This is a genomic window from Paenibacillus sp. FSL R10-2771, assembly GCF_038000205.1.
GTDB classification, from domain to species: Bacteria; Bacillota; Bacilli; order Paenibacillales; family Paenibacillaceae; genus Paenibacillus_AQ; species Paenibacillus_AQ phytohabitans.
Map to the genome: position 1 here is coordinate 840,113 of NZ_JBBOBM010000001.1, position 12,414 is coordinate 852,526.

The 12,414-nt window shown below is 51.4% G+C and carries 8 protein-coding genes; all 8 read left to right on the forward strand.

Features of this window, described 5'->3' with window-relative positions; genetic code table 11:
• The first annotated feature begins 37 nt into the window (after positions 1-37).
• The 8 genes from NSU14_RS03650 (at position 38) to NSU14_RS03685 (ending at position 12,343) form a co-directional block, all read left to right on the forward strand.
• A complete protein-coding gene (locus NSU14_RS03650; protein WP_076247813.1) occupies positions 38-688 on the forward strand; it encodes a stalk domain-containing protein in 651 nt (216 codons plus the stop codon).
• 816 nt (positions 689-1,504) lie between these two features.
• Positions 1,505-4,141, forward strand: coding sequence for a valine--tRNA ligase (locus tag NSU14_RS03655; RefSeq protein ID WP_042141572.1), 2,637 nt, complete (start codon positions 1,505-1,507; stop codon positions 4,139-4,141).
• Between the two features lie 5 nt (positions 4,142-4,146).
• Positions 4,147-5,523, forward strand: coding sequence for a bifunctional folylpolyglutamate synthase/dihydrofolate synthase (locus NSU14_RS03660; RefSeq protein ID WP_340942944.1), 1,377 nt, complete (start codon positions 4,147-4,149; stop codon positions 5,521-5,523).
• Between the two features lie 7 nt (positions 5,524-5,530).
• On the forward strand, positions 5,531-6,910 hold the full coding sequence (gene murC, locus NSU14_RS03665) for a UDP-N-acetylmuramate--L-alanine ligase (protein WP_042139593.1): 1,380 nt from the start codon (positions 5,531-5,533) through the stop codon (positions 6,908-6,910).
• 247 nt (positions 6,911-7,157) lie between these two features.
• Positions 7,158-8,315, forward strand: coding sequence for a GGDEF domain-containing protein (locus NSU14_RS03670; protein WP_340942948.1), 1,158 nt, complete (start codon positions 7,158-7,160; stop codon positions 8,313-8,315).
• A gap of 57 nt (positions 8,316-8,372) precedes the next feature.
• Positions 8,373-9,560: a GGDEF domain-containing protein gene (locus NSU14_RS03675; RefSeq protein ID WP_052422064.1), complete on the forward strand. Its 1,188-nt coding sequence runs from the start codon at positions 8,373-8,375 to the stop codon at positions 9,558-9,560.
• A gap of 244 nt (positions 9,561-9,804) precedes the next feature.
• The gene (locus NSU14_RS03680; RefSeq protein WP_076247805.1) at positions 9,805-10,977 is read left to right on the forward strand and encodes a glycosyltransferase family 4 protein; all 1,173 of its coding nucleotides are present in this window, start codon (positions 9,805-9,807) and stop codon (positions 10,975-10,977) included.
• A gap of 178 nt (positions 10,978-11,155) precedes the next feature.
• Positions 11,156-12,343 (forward strand): glycosyltransferase, encoded by a 1,188-nt coding sequence (locus tag NSU14_RS03685; RefSeq protein WP_076247802.1) that lies wholly within the window; start codon positions 11,156-11,158, stop codon positions 12,341-12,343.
• Positions 12,344-12,414 lie beyond the last annotated feature (71 nt).

Below are 12,414 nucleotides of genomic sequence, written 5' to 3' on the forward strand. Positions count from 1 at the left end.
GCCGGTATACACCACTTCTTGGGAGGATGAGATATTTATGAAGAAAAAAGTGACGGCAGCCGCGATCGCATTGGGCGTGGCGCTGACTGCTTCGGCCGGCGTCTATGGCGCGGGCAACCTGCAGGAGATCCGGGCATCACTGAATTACAAGCTCGGGATCATCGTGAACGGGCAGGTCTATACGATGAAAGACGGCAACGGTAAAACGCTTGCCCCGATCACGTACAATGGCACAACGTACCTGCCTGTACGCTCAATCAGTGAAGCGCTGAACACCTCTGTCACTTATGACGCCGCAAACAGCCGGGTCGTCATCGGCGGCTCCGCTTCTCCTGGCACATCCTCTCAGGAACCGGCCGCGGAACCGGTACAGCGTCCGAAGAGCCTGCCGTCCGACTTCCCGCTGCCGTCCGATGCCAAAGTATTCAATCTGATTGAAGGCTCGGCGACCGGCACGCCGTCTGCGACGTTCAGCTATCTGACGAAGCAGGACCTGGAGACGCTTGGCAATACGTACAAAGAGTATTTTGTGCGCAAAGGCGCCACCGCCAAATCCGAGGAGATCTCCGCGGAAGCCTTCTCGATTATCGATGCCGGAAGCACGTTTTCTGTTACACTGGACGCCTACCTGGGAACTGGCAGCTATGGAGGCTACAATATCGTCAACGTGATCTGGAGCGGGAAGTAAGCGGTAGATGGGCAGCTCTCTGTGTATTTATCTCTGTTAGCCCTGTGTATACAACTCCGTTAGACATTTTTTTGAACCGGGCGGTATAAACTCTGACCTTTGTGTGTATGCTGGTTGACTAGGAATAGGACTGAATGTATTATTGACATAAGTAATAACTAGCATAAAGACTGGGAACGGGAAGAGTAGGCGGTCAGCCCTTCAGAGAGCGGAATTGTAGTTGCTGTGAATTTCCGCAGGATGCAGCCCCCGAAGTCGCCCCGGAGTCGCCCTTCTGAGCTTGCCTCCATGTTTATGGAGACCAGGTTAGGATGTGGCCGGACGCAGCCGTTATCTGCATGAGTGTCGCGCTAAGCTTCCGGACCTGTAAGGGGTCCGAGGCAGGGGTTTATTTTTGAAATACAAGAAAGTATAGGTTTTACATTATACTTTATCCTTGTATTTCCGCTGAAACGGATACCGTCCCTTGAAGGACGGCACAGCCGTTTACACCTGATTAGCGCGAAACAAAGGTGGTACCGCGAAAGAATGGCCTTTCGTCCTTTGAGACGAAGGGTCTTTTTGTATTTAAATATAAGGATTTATATGTTTCACTCTATCAATTATCCTTATATTTCTCGCTGAAACGGTAACGTCCTTAGACAGGACGGCAAAGCCGTTTCCACTAGTCAGATCGTTACAGAATACAAAAAGCTTCTCATCATTTTCTCTAATGGAGGGTTCACAATGGCTGATAACAACAATACAGCAGCAGAGCTGACGAACCAGCTGGAAGCGGCAGAAGACACCGCTACTGCAAATCACAAGCAAAGCGATATGCCGACTACCTATGATCCGGGGTCGGCGGAGAAGAAATGGTATACTTACTGGATGGAGAACGGCTTCTTCGAAGCAGGCAAACGTCCGGATGCACAGCCTTACAGCATTGTTATTCCCCCGCCGAATGTAACAGGAATGCTGCATATCGGGCATGCGCTTGATTTCACACTGCAGGATGTTCTGATCCGTACCAAACGGATGCAGGGATTTGATACGCTGTGGCTGCCGGGAACGGACCATGCGGGTATCGCTACACAGACTAAGGTAGAGCAGAAGCTGCGCGAGCAGGGGATCTCCCGCCATGATCTGGGACGCGAGAAGTTCCTGGAGCAGGTATGGGCCTGGAAGGAGCAATATGCGGAGACGATTCACGGGCAGTGGGCCAAGATGGGCTTGTCGCTGGACTACTCGCGCGAACGGTTCACCCTGGATGAAGGAATGTCCAGCGGTGTCCGCCAGGTATTCATTCAGCTGTACCGGAAAGGCCTGATCTACCGCGGCAAACGCATTATCAACTGGGATCCGGCTGCACGCACGGCTCTGTCGGATATCGAAGTTGAATATAAAGAGGTAAATGGCCATCTGTACCATCTGCGCTATCCGCTTAAGGATGGCAGCGGCTATATTACTGTAGCTACAACCCGGCCGGAAACGATGCTGGGCGATACTGCGGTTGCCGTGCATCCGGAAGATGACCGTTACAAGGATCTTATCGGCAAAACGCTGATCCTGCCGATTACCTTGCGGGAAATTCCGGTTATCGCTGATGATTATGTAGATAAGGAATTCGGCAGCGGCGCGGTGAAGATTACCCCGGCACATGATCCGAACGACTTTGAGATGGGCGTGCGCCATAATCTTCCACAGATTAATGTGATGGATGAAGGCGGAATTATGAATGCGGAAGCAGGCAAATACCAGGGACTGGACCGCAGCGACTGCCGCAAGGCGATCATTGCTGACCTGAAGGAGCAGGGCGTACTTGTATCCATTGAGGACCACGTACATCAGGTTGGACACAGCGAGCGTTCGGGAGCCGTAGTTGAGCCTTACCTGTCCACTCAGTGGTTCGTGAAGATGCAGCCGCTGGCAGAAGCGGCCATCGCAGCGCAGAAGGATGGCAGCGGTGTTAACTTCGTACCGGACCGCTTCGAGAAGACTTACCTGAACTGGATCGAGAATGTACGCGACTGGTGTATTTCCCGCCAATTGTGGTGGGGCCACCGTATTCCGGCCTGGTACTCCGAATCTACGGGAGAGATCGTTGTTGCGAATGATGAAGAAGAAGCGCGCACAATCAGCGGTCTGACGGACCTGAAGCAGGATGAGGATGTTCTGGATACCTGGTTCAGCTCGAACCTCTGGCCGTTCGCTACACTGGGCTGGCCTGATGAGAACAGCAGCGACTATCAGCGTTACTATCCGAACAATGTGCTGGTTACCGGCTACGATATCATCTACTTCTGGGTAGCCCGCATGATCTTCTCGGCTCTGGAATTCACCGGACAGAAGCCATTCTCCGACGTGCTGATGCATGGTCTCGTACGCGATGCTGAAGGGCGCAAAATGTCCAAATCACTCGGCAACGGTATCGATCCGCTGGATGTAATCGAGCAGTATGGTGCAGACGCTATGCGCTACATGATTACTACAGGCAGCACAGCCGGTCAGGATCTCCGGTTCCGGATGGAAAAGGTAGAGCAGGCGCGGAATTTTGCCAACAAGATCTGGAATGCCTCACGCTTTGCACTGATGAATCTCGAAGGTGTTTCTTTTGAAGATATTGACATCACAGGTGAGCTCAGCACGGCGGACCACTGGATTCTGCACCGCCTGAACGAAACTTCCCGCGATATTACGCGTCTAATTGACTCGTACGAGTTCGGCGAGACCGGCCGGCTGCTGTACAACTTCATCTGGGATGATCTGTGCGACTGGTATATCGAATTCGCCAAGCTCTCGCTGTACGGAGCGGACGCGGCTGCGAAGGCCAAGACACAATCGGTTCTGGCCTATGTACTGGACCGCACGCTGCGCCTGATTCATCCGTTCATGCCGTTCATTACGGAAGAAATCTGGCAGCATCTGCCGCATCAGGGCGACACCATCACGCTGGCTGAATGGCCGAAGTATGATTCTGCGCTTGAGAATCCGCAGGCAGTGGCAGAGATGAACCTCCTGATGGATGTTATCCGTGCCGTTCGTAATATCCGTGCGGAAGTGAACGTGCCGATGAGCAAGAAGGTAGAACTGATTATCAAAGCCGGGGGTCAGGAAACCCTGGACATTATTTCCCGCAACGACAATTACATCGGGCGCTTCTGCAATACCTCTTCCTTCGAAGCAGGGCTTGCGCCGCAGACACCGGATAAAGTGATGTCTGCTGTGGTTACAGGAGCCGAGCTGCTTCTGCCGTTATCAGGACTGATCGACATTGAACAGGAAATTGCCCGTCTGGAAAAAGAAGTCCAGACACTGAACAGCGAGGTTGAGCGCGTGGAGAAAAAGCTCGGCAATCAGGGTTTTGTCGCCAAGGCGCCAGCAAAAGTCATCGAAGAGGAGCGGGCGAAGCAGGCGGACTATTCTGATAGACGCGAGAAAGTGCTGGCCCGTATCGCAGAGCTGAGAGGATAAGGGATATGGAAGAGATCACCCGGAGCGGCGGTGCCGCTCCCTTAAGTTCTTATACAGAAGCGGTAGACTGGATCAACAGCCTGATTCCTTTCGGAATCCGGCCAGGGCTGGAGCGGATAGAGCTTCTGATGGAGAAGCTGGGTCATCCGCACCGCAAGCTCAAGTTCATTCACGTGGCAGGGACGAATGGCAAAGGCTCTACCTGTGCTTTTTTGACCCGTGTACTTATTCAGAGCGGGTACACGGTGGGGACCTTTACTTCTCCTTATATCACGAAATTCACGAACCGTTTCCAGTACAATGGAGAAGATATTTCCGAAGAGACTTTGCTGGAACTCGTAAATAAACTGCGACCGCTGGTTCAAGAGATCGCGGGCGGTGAGCTGGGTTCGCCGACAATGTTCGAGGTGTCGACGGCACTGGCCATTCTCTATTATGGCGAAGTCTGTTATCCGGATGTAGTCGTATGGGAGACAGGTCTTGGGGGAAGGCTGGATGTAACGAATATTGTTACTCCGGTAGTGTCTGTAATCACGAATGTCGGACATGATCATACCGATGTACTCGGAGATACACTGGAGCTGATCGCCGGTGAGAAGGCCGGAATTATTAAGCCGGGCGTTCCTGCAGTCAGTTGCGTGAGCCAGCCGGAGGCCATCGCAGTACTGAAGGCTAAAGCGGCGTCTACCCGTTCTACTCTATATTTGGCTGGAGAAGATTTCAGCTATAGTGGTGTAGAGCTCAGGGACGGCCACCAGCATTTCACCTTCCAGGGTCCATTCCGCTCGCTAGGGCTTGATATCGCTATGAAAGGCGAACATCAGCTGGAGAATGCAGCGGGAGCTATGATGGTCCTTGAGGTGCTGCGGCAGTATATGGCCTTCATGCTGGAGGACGAGGATGTGCTGGAGGGATTCCGCGGTACATTCTGGGCCGGAAGGCTGGAGGAAGTAGGCACTTCACCCAGAATTATTCTGGACGGAGCACATAATCCGGAAGGTGCAGAGAGCCTGGCCAAGAGTCTTCCGCAGTTTGGGCCATACGGTAAATTAAATTTGCTCATGGGGATGCTGGCAAATAAGCATCACGAGTCGTATCTCAAGCATATACTGCCTATAGTGGATACGCTCATCCTGACCGAACCGGATTTCCGGAAGAAAATGGACGCGGAAGATCTGCAGGCCATCGCAGAAAGTCTGCGGAATAAATATGCCAAGGAAAACTTGGAAATCATAGTAGAACGTAATTGGGGCCAAGCGCTGCATCTGCTGCAGACGATCACAGCGGACGATGACCTTGCGGTCGTGTCCGGAACGCTGTATTTGATTTCTGATGTACGCAGTACGCTTTTACGGCAACCCGATTCTGAAAAAGGCTGGTGACGAACTGTTGGATACTACTGAACGTGTGCATTTTATAGGGATCGGCGGCTACGGTATGAGCGCGATTGCCCGGGTGATGCTGGAGATGGGATATACAGTTACGGGCTCTGACGTAGCTGCACAAGAGTTAACGGAGAAATTGATTGCCAAAGGTGCCAAGGTCTACATCGGACATACGGCCGAACAGGTCAAAGGCGCGGATCTGGTCGTATATTCTACGGCGCTTGCGTCGGATAACGTAGAATGGGTAGAAGCGGAGCGTCTCAAAATACCGATTCTTCACCGTTCGCAGATGCTTGCCCGTCTGCTGAATGAGCGCAAGGGTGTGGCTGTTGCGGGTGCGCACGGCAAGACTACCACCTCGTCGATGATTGCTCTGGTTATGGAAGACTGCGGAGTGGACCCTACGTATATTATTGGCGGGGAGATTATGAACGTCGGTACGAATGCCAAGGCAGGACAAGGGGAATTCGTCGTAGCCGAAGCGGATGAGAGCGATGGCTCATTCCTGCAGTACCATCCTTGGCTGGGCATTGTAACGAATATTGAAGCCGACCATCTGGAGAACTACGGCGGTGATTTCGGCCAGCTGAAGGAAGCTTATGTGCAGTTTATGAACCAGCTGCGTGAGGACGGAACGGCTATTGTGTGCGCGGATGATGAGAATGTGAAATCTCTGCTGCCTCAAGTAAAAGGTACGGTTATCACCTACGGAATTCATTCGGAGACTGCAGATTACACGGCGACCGACATCGTTCTGGGCGACCGCCAGGTGTCGTACACGATGAATCGCGGTACGGAGGTTCTGGGCCGTATTGAGCTTTCCATTCCGGGGCAATACAATCTGTATAATTCAATGGCGGCGGTAATTTCCTGTCTGAAATCCGGCATTGCCTTTGAAGCGATCGCTGCAGCAATTGTAAAATTCCACGGTGCCAAGCGGCGCTTCCAGGTGCTGGGAGAGATCAACGAGATTCTCGTCATTGATGATTATGCGCATCATCCAACGGAGATTCAGGCTACCATTAGTGCTGCCAAGGCTACAGGCAAACGGATTATCGCCGTGTTCCAGCCGCAGCGCTACACGCGTACCTTCTTCCTGCTGGATGCGTTCAGCCGTGCGTTCAGCGAAGCGGACGAAGTGATTATTACCGATATCTACTCGCCTGCCGGAGAGAAGCAGATCGAGGGAGTCACCTCCGCGAAGCTGGTGGAGCTGATTGTGCAGAACAGCAACGCCGGTGCACGGCATCTGCCGACGAAGGAAGCTGTGCTGGCTGACCTGCAGGACCGCATTGCTCCCGGTGATCTGGTGATTACAATGGGTGCGGGTGATATCTGGAAGGTCGGGTATGCTCTGGCTGATAATCTGAAGAATCGTGAATAAGGCTTAGGCCGTTCTATGCAGATTACACATATCTCTTTACAGTAATAGGATAGCTAGGCAATTTAACAGAAACGGTTTCCGTTCCTTGAATAAGGACAGCGAAGCCGTTTCTTCTTTTTTGTGTCTGGAGGTATCTGGAGTCTAAGAAATTAGAAGTGAAATTACACCGCCATTTTGCCGATATAGCTTGTGAATGATATTGTCCTCAATTAAAAGAAGGTATTCCCGCATATTTGGTGGTGTACTCATGAGCTTTCAGCTTGATATTAATACATTGTTGTACTTGTTCATCTTGGGGAACTTGTTTTCCGGACTGCTGATTACCTTCTACCGCTACCATTTCGCCAAGGATACCGCCTCGGTCCTTTTTATAACTGCAAAGTGGCTTCAGGTCGTCTTCTGGGGCTCTATTCTGCTATGGGATTATATTCCCCATTGGATCGCCATACCTCTAAGCAATGCGCTCATTCTGGCTGGAGGAAGTCTGGAAATTTCGGCGCTGCTGATGATGATGGGGATGATGGACCGTAAGGCGAAGCTCTATTATTCGGGGCTGGTTGCGGGCAGTGTTCTGAGCTTTTGTATCGTCGCCCTGTTCTTTAACCATGCGAACCTGCGGGTGGCCACGACCTCGCTATGGGTAATGCTGTTTGTGATCTACCCCGGCTACCGTTTGACGGCGGGTAAAGAACGTTCTCCGCTCCAGAAAATAATGGGAGGCGTATTTTATACCATTGCTGCCGTGATGCTGTTGCGGTCCTTTGTCGCGCTGATTCTGGAACCGGAGATGGGGCCGCTGACAGCTAATCCGGCACAGTATTTGTATTACCTGGGGATGTTTTTGATGCTGGTCGGGGGAATTGCGGCGTTCATCCTGCTCTCCAATGAGCATTCATATGAGAAGCTGAAGCGCATAGCCGCTTATGACAGCCTTACCGGAATCCTTGGCCGCAGGGCTTTTCTGATAGAGGCTGAGCTGAAGCTGGCGATGGCCGCAAGAAAGCGGGAATACTGCTCAATGCTGCTGCTGGATCTGGACCATTTCAAAATAGTGAATGATACATATGGACATGACAAGGGCGATGTAGTACTCCAGGATTTCGCGCTTACCATTGAGAGCCGGCTGGGAATCGGTGACTTGTTCGGCCGGGTTGGCGGCGAAGAATTCGCCATTATGCTCTATGGGCAGGATGTGGAGAACAGCAGCCGCAAGGCGGAAGAACTGCGCCAAGCCGTCAAGGAGGCTTCGGGAGACAGTCTTGCCGGCGGGTACACCGTAAGCATCGGAATGATTACAGTGCTTCCTGATCAGCAGACCGCCTTGAATACCTTGTACAAGCTTAGTGACAGAGCCCTGTATCAGGCGAAGCAGGACGGGCGGGACCGTGTGGTCAGAGCCGGGTAAAAGAACGGGATTATACACATCATACATATGACATCAATGAGCAAGGGGGTGGACGCTATGGCTGCCAGTTTGGATTTCAAGACACTGCTGGCGTGTCTCTTTTTTGGTAATTTCTTTACGGTTATGCTCACTCTGGCTTACCGGTCGCGTTATCCGAAAGATGGTACATCCCTGCTGTTCCTGACCGCCAAAATTCTGCAGCTGGTGATTATGATCCTTCTGCTGTTAAGGGAATATCGTGAATTTAAGGTTGTGCTTCCCTGCATTATTCTCTTGAATCTGGCCGGTGGAACCGCAGAAATCTTCGCGCTGCTCAAGATGCTGGAGGTCCATTCCGAACGGATAAAGCGGATTTATTATACACTAACCGGATGTGCCGCACTTGCTCTGCTCCTCCTGTATCTGCTGTCTCCGGACGTACCGCGGCTAATTGCAGCTGCCTCGCTTGCCGGGGCACTGCTGCTGATCTATCCTGCGTATATGCTATGCTGGAAAGTAAAAAAAACACCGCTTCAGGAAATTATGGGCTTGCTCTACGGAATTGTTATCCTCTCGATGCTCTGCAATGCAAGCAGACTGGTATATCCTCCGCCTGAGGGCTCACCCATTGGTGAGTGGATGCAAGTCTTTTTCTATATTGGAATATACCTGCTGATGTTTCTCGGAACCGCCGGCTTCATGCTGCTCTCCAGGGAGCAGTCCTATGCTGAACTGGAGCGTGCAGCCACATACGATGAGCTCACCGGCATTCTTAACCGCAGAGCCTTCGTGCTGCGTGCCCGGCCCCTGATTGCTGCGGCTGCCAAGGAGATCGCGCCCTTCTCTTTCCTGCTGCTGGATGTGGACCATTTCAAACAGGTGAATGATACCTATGGCCATGACACGGGTGACAAGGTGCTGCGCGACTTTGCCCGCAGAATTGAGCGCCAGCTTGGCAACGGGGACCTGTTCGGACGGTTCGGCGGCGAAGAATTCGCTGTGCTGCTGCACCGGGCGGATGAGGAAGCGAGTGGGGAAGTGGCTGAGCGGCTTCGCCGGTCCGTGCTGGACGCCACCATTGATGGGATAACGCTCTCGTATACAGTGAGCATCGGTCTGATTACGATCGTCTCGGGCGAGCGCGTCCCGCTCAATACCTTGTACAAGCTGAGCGATACCGCCCTGTACCAGGCGAAGCAGCGCGGACGCAATTGTGTGGTCCGCAGCCAAGGCCATGCAGCGAGGGAGCTTGAAGTACATTCCTGAATGTACTGACCATAAGTCTAAACTGCAATTTAAATAAAATCACAAAAATCAGGAAAAACAGCGCTTCTCCTTTTACTGGAGCAGCGCTGTTTTTGTGTCCGGGCTTCGTGAAATGACAGTTTTTTGAAATTATTTTTGCATTAGCCAAGAAACGACAAAACTCCGCAGAACTTTGGGGTAATATATGCTAGATACCTGGCACTGCCAGACACAGACAGATAAATGGAGAGTAGGAGAAAAAGCCATGAGGGAAAAATTGCTGTTCATATCTGCAGAGAATCCATTTCCGCAGGATAGCGGTGGCAAGCTGAGAACGGGCAATATTCTGAATATTTTACTCGCCAAATACGATGTGGATCTCTTAACGTATTCAGGTTCCAAAGATACGGAGGCCATACCGTCCCTTACCGTGCATGAGGTGAAGCGCACAATGAATTACCGCAAGGCGATGCTTCGCTCCTTGTACAAATGGCGCAATTGCTCTTATATGAGCCATGTAGATGTGGATATGAAAGAGAAGATTACAGAGCTCTGCGTACAGCATGCGTACAGCCATGTTTTTATTTCGCACAGTCTGCTCGGCTGCTGCATTGACATTGTGCGCCGTTCCCTGCCTGGCACTGTTATAATCACGGACGCGCATAACTTCGAGAGCGGATTGTCTGCACAGCTTGCCCGCAGGAAGAGGGGGATCGCCAAACTCTTTTATTCCCTTAATGCGGTATGGACGCGCAGAGATGAGCTTAAGCTGATGGACAAGACCAATCTGCTGCTTACAACATCCGAACAGGACGGGCTGAGCTTTAAGGCACTTTCTTTTAAAAATTCTTTCAAGGTCCACGTAATCCCTAACTTCATCCGTATGGGCGATTATCGGACAAATACGCTTTTTCCGAAAGAGCCGTGGATTATTCTTCCGGGCAATATGAACTACTTCCCGAACATTAATGCAGCTACCTATTTCTACCGTCAGATCTATCCGCTTATCAAAGCCAAGGTTCCGGGCATCAAATGGTATATCGTCGGCCGGGATGTGCATCCGGAAGTTGCCGCTCTGGCGGACCAGGACCCTTCCATCATCATCACCGGATATGTGGACAGTGTGGCGGACTATATACGGAAGGCGCAGGTTGTGATTGCCCCTCTGCAGGAGGGCAGCGGAACACGCCTGAAGATACTGGAGGCCTGGGCGCTCAAGACTCCTGTCGTTTCAAGCACCAAAGGAGCAGAAGGGCTGCTGTATGAGCATTCCGCGAATATTATGATTGCCGATGATCCGGTTACGTTTGCCGAAAGCGTGACTCAATTACTTCAGGATCACGAAAAGGGAGTAGTGCTTGCGGACCGTGCCTACCAGACCCTGCTGGCTAACTATGAGGCGGAAAGTGTCCGGGAAAAGCTGCTAAGTCTTGTCTAATTGTAAGGGGAATACAAAAAAAATATTATTTCATCCCATAAATCGACAATCTTTTTCCGGGAACTGCGTTACTATTGATCTACATCTAAAGATTCATAAATGAAGGCTGGATGTAATCCGGCCTATTTTTCTTTGTATACAATAATAACCATTTACATAGAACCAAGGAGCTATAGCCATGAGAGAGAAAATGCTGTTCCTATCAGCCCAGAGTCGTTATCCCGAAGATTTAGAAGGAGAAATAAGAACAGAGAATTTTCTTGATATTCTGCTGGAGCGGTTTGATATTGATCTGCTCGAGTATTGTCATTGCCGCCGGGAGCCGGCGGTAGAGTCTGGACCTGCGCTTACGGTGCACCAGGTGAAGAGGTCTTCTGCTTCACAGAGGTCACTGCTGCACCCGCTGAACAAGCTGCGCTCACATTCTCCGCTGATCGGTACTGACAAGTCTTTGCGGGCGGAAATCACAGAAATGTGCCGCTTGAATACATACAGTCATGTGTTTATTTCGTATTATATGCTGAGTAATTGCCTGGATATTGTAGCCTCAATGCTTCCGGAGGCCGTCATCATTACAGATGCCCACCGTTTCGGGAGCAGAATGCTGGAGAATAGGGCAGCCGGCAAACGCGGAATTAGCAAAAGCTATCATAAGCTGAATGCCGCACTGATCCGCCGGGAAGAGCGCCGATTAATGAACAAGACCAGTCTGCTGCTGACCGCTACAGAATGGGATGCCCTTTCTTTTAAGGCATTATCCTTTGCGGATGCAGGCAAGGTGCATGTAATTCCGCCTTACATTGACCTGAAGGAGCCTGCTTATGCCTCCGGTGAGACCGTAATCAAGGAGAAATCCATAGTCCTTCATTGGAATATGAATACCGGCCAGGGCAAGAATGTGGCTTTATTGTTCTTAAAGAAGATATACCCGCTGGTCAAAGCTGAGGTGCCGGATTTCCGGTGCTATATGATTAGCGATAAAGTACATCCGGAGGTTGCCGCCTTGGCCCGCAATGATGCTTCTATTGAAATTGTCAGGGAATTTGAACATACAGCCGATTACATCCGGCGGGCCAGCGCCGTGGTAGCTTCTTTGCGCGAAGGCTGCGGGGGGCAGATTAAGATCCTGGAAGCCTGGGCGCTGCGGACGCCGGTCGTCTGCAGCTTGAGCGGTTCGGAGGAATTAATCTGTGAGACGGGACGGGATATTCTGCTCGCAGGCACGAGTGCAGTCTTTGCCGGCCAGCTGGTGAAGCTGCTGACAACGCCTGAGCTGGGCTCCATTATTGCGGATCAGGCTTACCGGACACTGCTCAAGCATTACGCGGCGGAAGGGGTCAGGGAGAAAGTACTTAGTTTGGTGTAAATATATTAAAATAGCATATCCATCTCACATCTATCATATATTTCAGTATAGAACTGAAGATAGCGAGGTGG

What these genes read in the sequence shown, in the direction of transcription:
- NSU14_RS03670 (WP_340942948.1), top strand. Translation starts at nt 7,158, where the DNA reads ATGAGCTTTCAGCTTGATATTAATACATTGTTGTACTTGTTCATCTTG.
- NSU14_RS03685 (WP_076247802.1), top strand. Translation starts at nt 11,156, where the DNA reads ATGAGAGAGAAAATGCTGTTCCTATCAGCCCAGAGTCGTTATCCCGAA.
- NSU14_RS03660 (WP_340942944.1), top strand. Translation starts at nt 4,147, where the DNA reads ATGGAAGAGATCACCCGGAGCGGCGGTGCCGCTCCCTTAAGTTCTTAT.
- NSU14_RS03650 (WP_076247813.1), top strand. Translation starts at nt 38, where the DNA reads ATGAAGAAAAAAGTGACGGCAGCCGCGATCGCATTGGGCGTGGCGCTG.
- NSU14_RS03675 (WP_052422064.1), top strand. Translation starts at nt 8,373, where the DNA reads ATGGCTGCCAGTTTGGATTTCAAGACACTGCTGGCGTGTCTCTTTTTT.
- NSU14_RS03655 (WP_042141572.1), top strand. Translation starts at nt 1,505, where the DNA reads ATGCCGACTACCTATGATCCGGGGTCGGCGGAGAAGAAATGGTATACT.
- NSU14_RS03680 (WP_076247805.1), top strand. Translation starts at nt 9,805, where the DNA reads ATGAGGGAAAAATTGCTGTTCATATCTGCAGAGAATCCATTTCCGCAG.